Origin of the sequence: Vibrio sp. MOR3 (assembly GCF_001557775.1) — a bacterium.
In the GTDB taxonomy this organism is placed as follows: Bacteria; Pseudomonadota; Gammaproteobacteria; order Enterobacterales; family Vibrionaceae; genus Vibrio; species Vibrio jasicida.
Map to the genome: position 1 here is coordinate 212,413 of NZ_LNRD01000004.1, position 13,199 is coordinate 225,611.

General features: G+C 43.0%; 18 protein-coding genes. 12 read left to right on the plus strand and 6 right to left on the minus strand.

The window, feature by feature from the left end; all coding sequences use genetic code 11:
* The first annotated feature begins 87 nt into the window (after positions 1-87).
* Both ATB76_RS10695 and ATB76_RS27180 read left to right on the plus strand, forming a co-directional pair.
* Positions 88-465: a hypothetical protein gene (locus ATB76_RS10695; RefSeq protein ID WP_061035159.1), complete on the plus strand. Its 378-nt coding sequence runs from the start codon at positions 88-90 to the stop codon at positions 463-465.
* Positions 466-468: 3 nt separating this feature from the next.
* Entirely contained in the window at positions 469-834 is a 366-nt protein-coding gene (locus ATB76_RS27180; RefSeq protein WP_081094904.1) for a hypothetical protein, read from the plus strand.
* A 105-nt stretch (positions 835-939) separates the two neighbouring features.
* Here ATB76_RS27180 and ATB76_RS28150 read toward each other — a convergent pair whose 3' ends face one another.
* Positions 940-1,104, minus strand: coding sequence for a hypothetical protein (locus ATB76_RS28150; protein WP_155647552.1), 165 nt, complete (start codon positions 1,102-1,104; stop codon positions 940-942).
* Between the two features lie 102 nt (positions 1,105-1,206).
* Between ATB76_RS28150 and ATB76_RS10700 the strand changes: the two genes are divergently transcribed.
* From ATB76_RS10700 to ATB76_RS10715, 4 genes are all read left to right on the plus strand, one after another.
* On the plus strand, positions 1,207-1,557 hold the full coding sequence (locus ATB76_RS10700) for a hypothetical protein (RefSeq protein WP_061035160.1): 351 nt from the start codon (positions 1,207-1,209) through the stop codon (positions 1,555-1,557).
* Positions 1,558-1,899: 342 nt separating this feature from the next.
* A complete protein-coding gene (locus ATB76_RS10705) occupies positions 1,900-2,226 on the plus strand; it encodes a hypothetical protein (RefSeq protein WP_061035161.1) in 327 nt (108 codons plus the stop codon).
* Between the two features lie 8 nt (positions 2,227-2,234).
* Positions 2,235-2,600, plus strand: a complete 366-nt coding sequence (locus ATB76_RS10710) for a hypothetical protein (protein WP_061035162.1) — start codon at positions 2,235-2,237, stop codon at positions 2,598-2,600.
* A gap of 31 nt (positions 2,601-2,631) precedes the next feature.
* A complete protein-coding gene (locus tag ATB76_RS10715) occupies positions 2,632-2,967 on the plus strand; it encodes a hypothetical protein (protein ID WP_061035163.1) in 336 nt (111 codons plus the stop codon).
* Positions 2,968-3,033: 66 nt separating this feature from the next.
* On the opposite strand, the gene ATB76_RS28155 is transcribed toward ATB76_RS10715, so the two are convergent.
* Positions 3,034-3,348, minus strand: coding sequence for a hypothetical protein (locus tag ATB76_RS28155; protein WP_146067555.1), 315 nt, complete (start codon positions 3,346-3,348; stop codon positions 3,034-3,036).
* A 44-nt stretch (positions 3,349-3,392) separates the two neighbouring features.
* On the minus strand, positions 3,393-3,710 hold the full coding sequence (locus ATB76_RS10720) for a hypothetical protein (RefSeq protein ID WP_061035164.1): 318 nt from the start codon (positions 3,708-3,710) through the stop codon (positions 3,393-3,395).
* A 227-nt stretch (positions 3,711-3,937) separates the two neighbouring features.
* On the opposite strand from ATB76_RS10720, the gene ATB76_RS10725 reads away from it, so the two are divergent.
* Positions 3,938-4,522, plus strand: a complete 585-nt coding sequence (locus ATB76_RS10725; protein WP_061035165.1) for a flavodoxin family protein — start codon at positions 3,938-3,940, stop codon at positions 4,520-4,522.
* Positions 4,523-4,564: 42 nt separating this feature from the next.
* On the opposite strand, the gene ATB76_RS10730 is transcribed toward ATB76_RS10725, so the two are convergent.
* A complete protein-coding gene (locus tag ATB76_RS10730; RefSeq protein WP_061035166.1) occupies positions 4,565-6,208 on the minus strand; it encodes an ABC transporter substrate-binding protein in 1,644 nt (547 codons plus the stop codon).
* Positions 6,209-6,379: 171 nt separating this feature from the next.
* On the opposite strand from ATB76_RS10730, the gene mpaA reads away from it, so the two are divergent.
* Positions 6,380-7,090, plus strand: a complete 711-nt coding sequence (gene mpaA, locus ATB76_RS10735; RefSeq protein WP_080774287.1) for a murein tripeptide amidase MpaA — start codon at positions 6,380-6,382, stop codon at positions 7,088-7,090.
* A 20-nt stretch (positions 7,091-7,110) separates the two neighbouring features.
* Here the strand turns inward: mpaA and ATB76_RS10740 are convergent, their stop codons facing one another.
* Complete coding sequence (locus ATB76_RS10740) at positions 7,111-7,962, minus strand: SIS domain-containing protein (protein ID WP_038879982.1); 852 nt, start codon at positions 7,960-7,962, stop codon at positions 7,111-7,113.
* 241 nt (positions 7,963-8,203) lie between these two features.
* Here ATB76_RS10740 and murQ point away from each other — a divergent pair, with 241 nt between their 5' ends.
* The 4 genes from murQ to ATB76_RS10760 all read left to right on the plus strand — a co-directional run bounded on the left by murQ (position 8,204) and on the right by ATB76_RS10760 (position 12,273).
* Positions 8,204-9,106: an N-acetylmuramic acid 6-phosphate etherase gene (gene murQ, locus ATB76_RS10745; protein ID WP_042600281.1), complete on the plus strand. Its 903-nt coding sequence runs from the start codon at positions 8,204-8,206 to the stop codon at positions 9,104-9,106.
* A gap of 28 nt (positions 9,107-9,134) precedes the next feature.
* Complete coding sequence (gene murP, locus ATB76_RS10750; protein ID WP_061035167.1) at positions 9,135-10,589, plus strand: PTS N-acetylmuramic acid transporter subunit IIBC; 1,455 nt, start codon at positions 9,135-9,137, stop codon at positions 10,587-10,589.
* Between the two features lie 152 nt (positions 10,590-10,741).
* The gene (locus ATB76_RS10755; protein WP_039973893.1) at positions 10,742-11,800 is read left to right on the plus strand and encodes a porin; all 1,059 of its coding nucleotides are present in this window, start codon (positions 10,742-10,744) and stop codon (positions 11,798-11,800) included.
* Positions 11,801-12,024: 224 nt separating this feature from the next.
* Complete coding sequence (locus ATB76_RS10760; protein WP_042600283.1) at positions 12,025-12,273, plus strand: hypothetical protein; 249 nt, start codon at positions 12,025-12,027, stop codon at positions 12,271-12,273.
* A gap of 12 nt (positions 12,274-12,285) precedes the next feature.
* Here the strand turns inward: ATB76_RS10760 and ATB76_RS10765 are convergent, their stop codons facing one another.
* The gene (locus tag ATB76_RS10765; RefSeq protein ID WP_038871595.1) at positions 12,286-13,188 is read right to left on the minus strand and encodes a LysR family transcriptional regulator; all 903 of its coding nucleotides are present in this window, start codon (positions 13,186-13,188) and stop codon (positions 12,286-12,288) included.
* Between the last annotated feature and the right edge of the window lie 11 nt (positions 13,189-13,199).

Here is a 13,199-nt window from a genome sequence, read left to right on the forward strand (position 1 = left end):
AGTTTTGGGTTACTCTAGTTCCCAGCAACCTAACTATCTAATGATAAGAAATGAATAACTAATACCTCCTCACACAAGGATAGTGAAATGAAGAAAGTACTCTCGCTATTATCAATAATATGCGCAATATCTTTCCCATCCTTGGCTGCAAAACCTACTTGTTCGCCAAATTACAATGGATACTGCAGTTACACTGGAACGGTAGACCGGATCTACATTAATAGTGGAAATCTCATTTTAATTTATTTTGATGAGCCAATTAACCTCTCAGAACCATCTAAAGCTGGTTTATCAATTACAGAAACAAGTGCTGCAATATATAGAGTTAATGATAACCCTGAGTTTGCTCGTTTGTTCTACTCAACAGCATTAGCTGCACAGGCATCCAAAAGAAAAGTAACAATTCAAATGCGTGACACGCTCAATGGTTATTTGAAGTTTGATCGTATTTGGCTAGCAGAATAGATTATGAAAAATAAATTATTAATGTCGCTATTTTTACTTTTTCCAACGACAGTTACCGCAGGATCTTTGATTTGTTCAGGAAAAGTAGATCAAGTCGCTTACCATGGAAACAATAGATTAATGGTAAAACTGAGCTCCATGAATACACCAGTTTTCTTTTGTAATCCCGGCTCCGACTGGAAAGTAGCTGGTGAGCCAAACCGTGTAATGAGCCCAGACACCTGCAAAGCTGTCTTTTCAATTTTTCTAAGCGCTCGCTCTACAGGGGAAACAATAACCCGTGTGCATTTTGATGGCGACAATGTACCAGAAAGTTGCAGTTCGTTTAAATCATGGCAAGAGGTATTTATTCGATATGTCAATTATTAGTCGAAGTATTTATTCGTTTAAATACATTATATTGCTAATGTTATTCTCAGGCTTTTCACAGGCAGCTTGGCTTAGTACTTCTGGCAAAGTTGAAAGCATCGTAACCTATTCAAAAACAAACACTGTTTTAGTGACACTTACATCGTCAGGGCAAGAAGTTGAAGAATGTTCGAACAAAACCATTTTTGCGATCAGCAAGGACTTAGTACCAGAAGCCAGAAATAGGATGTTTTCAATGTTGTTAGCATCCGAAGCATCAGATACCGACATAACCGTTTCATATCTTAATTCCGGAGGCTGTGAGCCTTGGGATTCAAGTCCAAACGTATATAGAAAAATCGTAAGAATGACTAAATAGAAATAGGTACGACTATGAATAAATTAATCGCTGTATGCTTAGTATTATTATCGTTTAATGTTCATGCCTCAAGATATACGTGTTCAGGAAAAGTTATTGGGGTTAGCCTCGATGCAAAATCAGGAGATGTCTTAGTTGAAAGAATCGGTCCTTTATCTTGGCCTCGATTATGTAAAGTTGACAATGAGCACGACAATATTAGTGCAGAAGCATGTCGCACGATTTACTCAACATTGTTAACTGCACAAACAACAAATAAAGAGGTGACACTTTGGTTTAACGATTCTAAAGATTGCTCTGAATCAAGCCATCAGCCATGGAAATGGCTAACTGGTTGTTACTTTGGTCCTAAGCTTGAGAATTGAAAACATTATGCGAAATTTATTTAATTTGTTATTAATATTGTCAATTTTCCCTATAAACTTTGCGTTGGCAAAAGATTCATATTCAGGAGAAATCCTTAGAATTCAGTCTGAAGGGATAGGCGGCCCTTACAATACACTATATTTAGACCGAGATGTTATTAAAACAGCAACCAAAACAACCGTTTTACCATAGTAAACAATGCTCAACAGAGTACAGCTCTAGCAGCACTAATGGCTGATAAAAGTATTACAATCATGACCACAGGGGTTTGTAATGCGGCTGATATTGAGACACTAAATTACATAATGATTTATGCTGACGAATAATATTGAGAAATTTCAATGCGAATAATTACGTTTATCTTTCTTATCTCAGCGAGCTTCTTTGCCTTTTCAAGCAATCAAACGGGAAAAGTTACACATATTTTAGTTCGAGATGATGGATTACATTGGTTTTATATTGAAGGAGAAAGAACTGAGAAACCACAGTGTGCTAAGAACAATTACTGGATGATAAAAGATGAGCACAGTGTGTATGGTAAATCTCAATTCAGCTTATTGTTATCTGCATACATGTCAGATTCAAAAGTAGTTATCACAGGAAAATCCTCATGTGAAAGATGGGGAGATGGTGAAACCATTGGTACAGTTCAACTTACAAAGAAATAAGGTGAAAAATGAGATTATTAAAGTTAGCGATATTAATGCTATTTTCTATATCCCCATTAACGTCCAATGCAAAATATTTCACTGCTTTAAACTCTGAAGGTGTCGAAATTACTAGAATTCATAATCATGCAAATGGAGGTTTAACATTATATATTTCCGGTTCAATAGTTAATCTTGATAACTGCACTGTTACAAGCCGAGTACACTTAAAGGGTGATTTGAAAGGCCATGACAACATGGTATCCGCAGCCTTAATGGCCTTTGCAACAGGAAAAAGAATAGGTTTGCACGCTTCCGGTTGTGAAATTATTCCATTTTGGGGAACCAGCGGTGGTCTTACACCAGTCATCAGTGATTTATGGGTACTAAATTAGAGTATCAGAACGAAATCGTTTCAGGTTATTTATGAAAAATTTACTATTTGTTATACTTTTTTTACCAACTTTATCCCATGCTGGGAATATATATTATAAAGGAAAGATAAAAAACGTTTACGTAGAAGAAAATGGTAATGTGAACATTATGGGTGCATGGAGAGAACATTGGACAAGGCTTTGTAATACCAATGATGACACTGTTGTATGCTCACTCTGGGCATCCTATGCGGCCAATGCAGTGAAAGATAACCTTAATGTAACTATTATGTACAATGCCAATAATGGCGTTACATGTAACACCCTACCGACCTATGCAGACTCTCCACCTCCAAGATACTTTATGGTACATAACCCTGCGATTTAAAAAGTTAATTACCACTTCTAATTAATATTACTTGTTATTAATTAGAAGTGGCTTAATAATCCCTATCTAATCTAGGTATACGCCGACTATGTTTCCCTGAGCATTACTTCCATTTATACAACCGTCATATCGAACTGAAACAGTTTTTTGCGCTAATTGTGCAGCCAAAAGAACAGAAAATATAGCATCATATTTAGGGTGACTTGGGCTTAAATAATACCTTGAACCAGAGCATCCATGTGATTTTAGATCTACATAAGTATTACCAGCGAAGTTATATACATGAAGATTTTTAGGGACTACTTTTGATACAACTCCTGCCGATGATAATGCATAAAATGACGTAAATGCTAAACCTATAGAAATTAATATATTTTTCATAATTTTTAACCTGTTTAAAAATAAAAATAATCTAATATATTTTCTTAATCTATTGGATCAAATTGGTTAACAATACAGTATCCAACACCATTATGCCTTCCTGAAGTGTATACTGTACCTGACTTTTTATTTGCAGCCCATACAGCAAGAACTACTGATATCATTGCAGTATTTTCTTGTCTGATAAGCATCCAACCTGAAGAGGACCCCTCACAATTATCAGGGGTCCCGCTGTCCATCATAATTAATATTCCATCCTGGATAGCTGTTAGATTTTTTATCTTGCCACTCAAATAATTGGGTCCAGAAGCCGCGAACGCAGGTAATGTAAAAATACATAGTAATAAAATAATCTTTCTCAAACTAAGCCTCTTAAAATGCGTTAAATTGGTCATGAGTAATAATAACCAATCACTAACAAGAATAAAAACACCACTAACTAATAATGTGAAAGAATGTCATTCATAACGCTTAAATCAATCAGCAAACATTTAGTTCACTCATTTCAAAACATCTCTTGACCTCAACTAAGCTTGAGGTTTTAGCCTTATTCGCACGATTCAACATCAACAATGAAAAAGGAACCATTGTGTCCAAAATTGCGATTATTTATTTCTCTAAAACCGACGTTACTGGTCAGCTTGCTCGCGCGATGGCCGCAGGCATTGAACAACAAGGGGTTGTGCAGCAAGGTGAATATGAAATCCTCTCTCACCGAATTGAAGGCAGTGAGATCATTGAGGGACGTTTTGTGAACCCTAACCTAATGGATGAACTTGCTGAGTGCGATGCGATTATCTTTGGCTCACCGACCTATATGGGCGGCGTAGCAGCACAGTTTAAAGCATTTGCAGATGCAAGCAGTGAATCTTGGTATTACCAAAAATGGGCGGGCAAAATCGCGGCTGGCTTTACTAGTGGTGGGGCAATGAATGGCGATCAGTCAATGACGTTGCAGTATCTACAAACACTCACTAACCAGCACGGCATGATATGGGTCGGATTAGATAAGATCAGCAATTCTGGCGAGCTAAATCTGAATCGCTACGGCGTGCAAAGTGGCATTGTTGCACAAGGTGGTGAAGACGGCCAGTTGCATGCCTCAGACGTTGCAACAGCGGAGTATCTTGGCAAACGAGTCGCGATGCTCGTGAATAAGCTCTCCACTCGCTAGCAATAAAGAAGCCCCGTAAGACATATCTACGGGGCTTCATATTTATCGTTTGTTTGAGTGCGACTTCTTGATGTAGAGGTCTTTCGAGTAAATACGACCCTCTACGTTGTTTTTGGCAAAACCGCCAACCGTAGGGCGAACCAAACGCGCTTGCATGTAGTAGTAAATCGGTGCGATTGGCATATCCGCCGCCAACAATTGCTCGGCTTCATCATAAAAACCTTGACGCGCTTTCTCATCGGTTGCCGCCAATGCACCGTTCATCGCATTGTCGTAGGCTTCACTGCTGTAACGAGCAAAGTTACCTGACGAACCAGAACGTAACAGACTCAAGAAGGTAGACGCTTCGTTGTAATCGCCACACCAAGAGGCACGCATGACATCGAAATCACCTTGTCTGCGCGAAACGAGATAAGATTTCCATTCTTGGTTTTCTAACTCGACCTTCGCACCTAAGTTCTTCTTCAACATGGAGGCAATGGCCACAGCAATGGCTTTGTTCGATTCACTGGTGTTGTACAGCAATTTGAAATCTAAAGATTTGCCGTCGCTGTAGCCTGCTTCTTTAAGCAGTTCACGCGCCTTTTCATCACGCTGTTTTTGCGTCCATGTGCTGTATTCTGGCTGAGTCGCATCAAAGCCAACCGTGTACTGGTGTGCGAACGTATAAGCAGGCAGATTACCTACTTGCGTGACACCATTCGTGATCACATCACGCATCATCGAATAAGACACAGCTTTACGAACTCGCTCATCATCGAACGGAGGACGCGTGGTGTTAAACGCGTAGTAGTAGGTACAAAGTAGCGGAACCGCGGTATACGCTTGCTCGTAATCCTTCTTCAGCTTTTGCGCCATGTGGGTTGGTACATCTGAGGTGATGTCCACTTCGCCCACCGCATAACGATTAATTGATGCGTTTTGATTCTCAAACGGAATGTATGTCACTTCAGTGAGATGAGTATCCGCGCTATCCCAGTAATTTGGGTTCTTTTTCAGTTCAATGCGTTCATTCACCACCCATTTATCCAGAACAAATGCACCGTTGCCAACAAACTGCTGTGGGTCACTCCACGGCTTTTCGCTGTTCTCAACCGTTGCTTTGTGTACCGGCATCATCGAAGTGTGGCCTGTCATTGCGACAAAGTACGGCACCTTACTATCAAGTTCGAAGCGCAGAGTATGTTTATCGACGGCGGTGATACCAAGATCATCCAGTGGCTTTTTACCTTCTGCTACGTCGGCGATGTTTTTGATCTTAGTGAGTTTGAGATACCAAACATTGGGAGAAGCGGTTTTCGGATCCACCGCACGACGCAGTGAATAGACAAAATCATTCGCTGTTACAGGATCGCCGTTCGACCATTTGGCGTCTTTACGCAGCTGGAACACAAAGGTTTGGTTGTCTTCGGTTTGCCAAGATTCCGCAACGCCAGGAACGATATTGCCATCTCGGTCTTGAATGACTAATCCCTCAAACAAATCACGAATCACGTGCATCTCTGGTAAGCCTTCGGCTTTTGCAGGGTCTAGCGTTGCCGCTTCGGCGTCGTTTGCTCGCACTAGATGTTGTTCCGGCGCGAGTTGCACACCATCAGGTAAAGAGTCAGCTAAAGCAGAAGCGGATATAAATGGGGTCAATAGAGAGGATATTAGTAAGGCTGTTGAGTGTTTTTTAAATTCCATATCGATTTTTGTTCTCCTAACACGTCTTTTGAAGCAAGTACCACAAATAATCATACAAGCATTGACGAACTTTAAGTGTTCAGTTTATATCCGAGTAATCTCAAGATGCTAAGTTCAACTGCTGTAACATGAGTTATATATAGATACTACTGGAACAATCAGGAGATTACGGTGAGTCTAATTCCAAGAACGGAAAGAGCGGCATTTTTAATTACGCCAACATCATATGGAAGATCGGTACTAGGTGCGCCGTTGTTGTACTTCCCAGCACAAGTAGAAAATGACTCGCGAGGCCTTATTCTCGCTGGTACACACGGTGATGAGACAGCCTCAATCGCCGGATTGTCGTGCGCGTTAAGAAGCTTGCCAGTGGACTGTCTGAACCACGATGTGATTTTATCGATGAACCCAGACGCAAACCAACTGGGTACACGAGCCAACGCCAATCAAGTCGATCTAAACCGTGCGTTTCCTACGCAGAATTGGACAGAGCACGGCACAGTCTATCGTTGGAGCTCGCATACGTCTGTTCGAGACGTGAAAGTAAAAACAGGCAGCAAAGAACAGCTAGAGCCAGAAGTTGACGCACTAATTAGTTTGATTGAACTGCGCAGACCAAAATTTGTGGTCTCGTTTCATGAACCATTAGCGTTTGTCGACGACCCCGCTCATTCTGATTTGGCCAAATGGCTCGGCAAGCAATTCAAGCTACCCATCGTTGACGATGTTGATTACGAAACGCCAGGATCTTTCGGAACTTGGTGTAATGAACGCCAGTTGCCTTGTATTACGGTGGAATTGCCCCCGATCTCTGCGGATCTCACGATCGAAAAGCATCTCGATGCGTTTATTGCTTTGTTGCAGCACGATCCAGCTCTTTAATTTCTAGCTATACGAAGCGATCAAGTAAGGATCTGCTTGATATCGGTACTGATATCACTGATCAACTGACGCGCGCTTTCGTCTCTTTGTTGTACCAAAATAATAAACAACAGATCCGTAATCACGTTTTGTGCTGTGCGCGAAGCAATGGAAGAGCTGCGATGCTCTGTTTCATTGGCGATGGTATCAAACGTGATATCGGCAATGTCTCTCAAGCGGCTTCTCCCCGGAGCTGACAAAGCAATCACCTTTGCTCCCTGCTCTTTCGCTGCTTCTGCAGCCACTAGAATCTCTTTTCGTTCTCCTGAAAAAGAAATCGCGATCTGCACATCTTGCGAAGAGAGCGTACGCGCAACCGCAATTTGTACGTGACTGTCTTGCTCAGATAGCGCGGTAATCCCAAGCTTAAGCAGCTTAAAACTCAAATCTTTTGCAGTAAGCGCAGAGCCGCCAATGCCCACCACTTGCACACGGCGTGCTTCACTTAACCACTTCACCGCTTGATGACACGCCTCATAAGAGAGCGCATTGGTCGTTTGGAACATAGCGTCGGTTTTCGCTTTAACCAGTTTTTGCGAAATCACCGCAATCGGATCATCCGCCAAAATATCACTGTGGAGTGGCGTAGATTGCATCGCTTGTTTGCGGCCAATATCTTCGTTCAACGCCAGTTTGAACTCGCTATAGCCTTTATAGCCAATCCTCTGGGTGAATTTAACAATGCTCGACTGGCTCACTTGCACTTGTTCAGCAAGCTCTTGACTGGTCAATTGCGCGGCTTTTTCTGCATTTTCGACAATCCAATCGCCAACCAGACGACCACTGTGAGAGAGCTGAGTACGTCTTGCGACGATTTTATTGATAACGGACACGACAAAATTCCAAAAACTTTAAATAAATTATTCCAAAACAGAAATAATCGCACTTTTCTTTAACTGACTGATTAACTTAACAACCCTTATATCTACGTAAGATATTGCGTCAGTATTTCCAGCCATTATTCCAAACTTTCACTGAACAAAGAATAACCTCAAGTGTGATTTTTATCACCTAAATTGAATATTTTATTCCATAGAATCGCCCTCAGATTGAACATTTACAAGAGTACAGAACATGAAAATTGATTTAAGCCGATTGGTGACAGAAAGCCGCAATCAAGCGAGCGCAGAGATCGATACGCTTTCTACCATCGAGATGCTGCAAGTCATCAACCAAGAGGATCAGAAAGTCGCTATAGCAGTACAAGCAGTATTGCCACAAATCGCGCAAACCGTCGATGCCATTACTGCAGCGTTCGCCAATGGTGGCCGTCTGATTTACATGGGCGCAGGTACATCTGGCCGCCTTGGTATTCTTGATGCGAGTGAATGTCCTCCAACCTATGGCACACACCCAGATATGGTTATCGGTTTAATTGCTGGTGGTCATCAAGCGATTTTGAAAGCGGTAGAAAACGCAGAAGACAACGCTCAAATGGGCCAAGACGATTTAAAGACGCTGAATCTGACTCAGTATGATGTTGTGGTTGGCATCGCCGCCAGCGGCCGTACGCCTTATGTTTTAGGTGGTTTGGATTACGCAAAATCTGTCGGTGCTACAACAGCATCAATCGCTTGTAACCCAGCATGCGCAATGGCAGAAGCTGCAGACATCGCGATTCTTCCGGTAGTGGGCGCAGAAGTAGTCACCGGCTCTTCACGCATGAAAGCGGGCACAGCACAAAAATTGGTGCTGAACATGCTGACTTCTGGCGCAATGATTCGAAGCGGTAAAGTGTTTGGCAATTTAATGGTGGATGTAGAAGCCACCAACGCCAAGCTGATTCAGCGTCAAACCAACATCGTAGTTGAAGCAACCGGTGCACCAAAAGAAGAAGCAGAAAAAGCCCTTGAAGCGTGTGAACGTCACTGTAAGACCGCAATTTTAATGATTCTGGCTGATTTGGATGCACAGCAAGCTAAATCTCGCCTCACCGAGCACAACGGTTTTATTCGTGCAGCACTAAATAATAACTAAATAGCCCTAGTCCTGAAGGATAGTCCCTATGGCCAAAATTACCTCTAACACAGTATCGCAATTGCTCGCCGCAGTGGGTGGCAGTAACAACGTAAGTAAATGCGGTAATTGTATGACACGTTTGCGTTTATCTCTCGCGAATAACAGCTTGGCGGACCAATCCGTCATTAAACAAATTCCCGGCGTAATGGGGGTGGTAGAAAGCGACGAGCAATTCCAGATCATTCTTGGTCCCGGTAAAGCTCAGCAAGCTGCCGATATGATGAATAAGTTGATCGACAGCTTAATCTCTGGTGACAGCGAAGAGCCTGACGCACCACAACAGGATCTTTCTGCTGTCGCTGCAGAGCAGAAAAAACAGATGAAGAGTAAGCAAACCAGTGCGGTTCAGCGTTTTCTGAGTAAGTTTGCCACCATATTTACACCACTGATTCCCGGCTTTATTGCTGCGGGTTTGCTACTCGGCTTTGCCACATTATTGGAACAAATCTTCGTGCTCGACCAAACGCCAAGCCAGTTTATGTTGGATTTGATTGCCTACATGAAGGTCTTTGGCAAAGGTCTGTTCGCTTTCTTAAGTATTTTGATTGGCTATAACGCACAGCAAGCGTTTGGTGGCTCCGGCGTCAATGGTGCCATACTCGCCTCCCTATTTGTTTTGGGTTACAACCCCGATGCAACCTCAGGTATTTACGCCGGAATGAACGAGTTCTTTGGCTTTGCGATTGATCCTCGGGGCAACATTATTGGCGTGTTGATGGCAGCGATCGTTGGTGCTCAGGTCGAGAAAAAAGTGCGTCAGTATATGCCTGACGAACTGGACATGATCTTAACTTCTGTTGTTACTCTTTTGATCATGGGCGCGGTCACCTTCTTGATCATCATGCCAATCGGTGGTGAGCTATTCAAAGGAATGTCTTGGTTGTTCCTAAACTTGAATGACAACCCATTAGGCGCAGCGATTCTGGCAGGTTTATTCTTGATTTCCGTGGTATTTGGTATCCACCAAGGCTTTGTGCCAGTGTACTTTGCCCTGATGGAAGCACAAGGCTTTAACTCGCTGTTTCCTATCCTAGCAATGGCGGGTGGCGGTCAAGTGGGTGCATCTATGGCGCTGTACTTCAAAGCTAAAAAAGACGCGCTGCTACGCACACAAGTAAAAGGTGCCATCATTCCAGGTCTACTTGGCATCGGTGAGCCACTGATTTACGGCGTGACGCTACCGCGTGTTAAACCGTTCGTAACCGCTTGTATTGGTGGTGCTGCAGGTGGTTTCTTTATCGGCTTAGTCTCTTACCTTGGTTTACCTGTTGGCCTTAATACCGTATTCGGTCCATCAGGTATCGTTGCGATTCCTCTGATGACATCAGACAGTGGCATCTTTGCTGGCATGATGGTGTTCATCGTTGGACTGCTTATCTCTTACATTGTCGGCTTCCTAGCTACCTATTTCTTTGGCTGCAAAGACGTTGATTTAAGCTAAATCATTCTAACCCCTATAGGAATGGACTAGCTCGCGTCCTTGAGCTTTCAAGGGCGCACCCTCTCTCTACTTCTCACGACATTGATTTTATTCCGTTATTCGGAAGGGGCTTTGTCGTGCTTAAAAACAATAGAAACGAAAAGGTCGTTCACATGAAAAAGCACATTTTAACTCTACTTCTCCCTACTTTAATGGCATCGAACGCAGCGATGGCCGCTCAACTTTATCAAGCAGAAGACGGTTCAGTTTTAAACCTTTACTCACGTCTTGGCTTTAACGTCACCAATAAGAATGACGAGCATGGCGACACAAACGGCGAGTTTGATGGTCGTATTGGTTTAAATGGCTCACAAACCATCAACGAACATGCTTCTGTGATTGGCCAAGCGCAATACCAAGTAGGCGCAGCAGAATACGCCAACCAAGTGAACGACAAGCCTTCTCTGACAGCGCGTTACGTTTGGGCCGGTATTGATGCGCAAGATTACGGTCGAATCACAGGTGGCCGTGTTGCATCAGGATTGATCATGTTCACCGACATTGGTGATGTGTTCGCGTCATCAGACGTTTCTATGGCGCGCCAAGCAAATAAAGTGGATAAAACCGCGACACAAGTTTTCCGTCAAGACGGTACGCTGCAATACCAGAACCGTATTGGCAACTTTGATGCATCTGTGGCTTACATCCTAGGTAACAACACGTCTGAACTCGATTACGGCTACAACGCCGCATTACGTTACACCCTTGAAATGGGCGATTTGGGTACATTAGCCCCAGTAGTCGCAATGCAAAAAAGTAAAGGCGATGCGCGTGAAAATAACGATACCGATTACACCTTCTGGGGTGCAGGTACGCGTTACTACTTGGGTGATTTGATGTTAGGTGCGCTTTACTCAGAAGATGAGCTAGAAGGTTACTTCTCTGAAACCAGTACCGATAAAGTCATGGAGCTGACCGCAGTTTACAGTGTAAATGACAAATGGGCGCTACGTGCAGGTTACCGCTCTCTAGAAAACAGCGACGGCGACGAGCTTGAGCTGAAAGACACAACCGTTGAAGTGCAATACAAACTGACCCCTCGCTCTTCTATCTACACCAGTTACGTTGACCGTAATGGCTCGCGCGGTTACGACAACGCACAAGAAGTCTCGTTTGGTGGTGCACATGCAGATGAAAGCTACTACCACTTCGGGCTACGTTACGAGCTGTAAATGTCCATATACTCGTTTTAGTTAGCTAAGATTTCCTCCTCGATATTTTTCCTGCCTTTAAAATGTCGAGGAGTGAAATCTTCCTTCTTTTCAATGACTAGCCATTTTATGAAATCCCCAGTAGGCATTGCTGTCAATTATCATTACATGCATGTTTACTTTTTCATCATTAAGCAAAGTACTCTCTCGTCAATTAATAAACGCTTAATCAATATGAGAGCCTTATGCCTGTAAAATTCTGCTCACACTGCAACAAACCTACTGAACACAAACGCGTGATGAAACGCATCAATACTCCACCAGAAAACATCAACGGCAAAACAGCCCGTTTAATGGTGTTGGTATCACGCTGTTTTACCGGTAACCACTATCACGAGTTAACGCCTCAATTCTACTGCCGCACTTGTAATCAACACTTTCAAGGCACAGCAGAGATTAAAGACCTACATGCTCAAGACAACCTGTCAGTTTAAAATGATTACAGCTTAAAATGATTGCTGTTTGAAATGCTCAATAAACGCCTGCGTTCGCTTTGGTAAATGCTCACGTTTAGGATAAAGAATATAGAGCGGTAGGATCGCATCCGTTTTCCATTCAGGGAGTAACGGCACGAGTTGCGATCGCTCTTCACCGCTAAGTTTCTCCAATGCGAATTCATCCAACATTGCAACGCCGCATCCCGCAAGAGTGGCTTCAAGCATGGATTGAACCAAATTAAAGCTGAGTACACTTTGCAAAACCACTGAAACTTTCTGCTTGGTTTCGATATGATGAAAGTGCCACGTATCGAGGTTTAACACTTCATTGCGATACACAATATGGTCAAGCAGATGAAGATCTTCTGGCATTGCTATTTTTGGTTTGTTGGACAAGTACGCTTTATGTGCGAACGGTTTACAGTGTAAAGAGCGCAAATGGTGACCGATATAACCCTCGGGTGGATTGTTCGTGAAGAAAAACGCCACATCAAAGCCAGACTCAATAAGATCCAAAGGCGTTTCAGAAAAGATCACTTCAAACATCACTTTCGGATATAACTGGCGAAACTCGATCAATGCTCGGTTCAATAACGCCGCACCAAATGATGCCGACGCCGCGATGCGCAAATGCCCAGCGACTCGGTCACTTTCCATCACTTGTTCATTAATCTGCTCCGCTCCTTCCATCAAGCCCTTTACTTGCTGATAAAAGCGCAACCCATCGTAAGTAAGATTAAACTGCCTTGTTGTACGTTGAATCAACTGTACTGACAGAATCTCTTCCAACTGCCTTAATTGACGGCTCGCGTGCGCGTTTGAACAACGCAGTTTTTTCGCCGCACCAGCAATACTCTTCTCTTCACATAGAGCGATGTACATCGGCACGTAGCTTAGCCACTTTATTTCCATATGGTAATTAT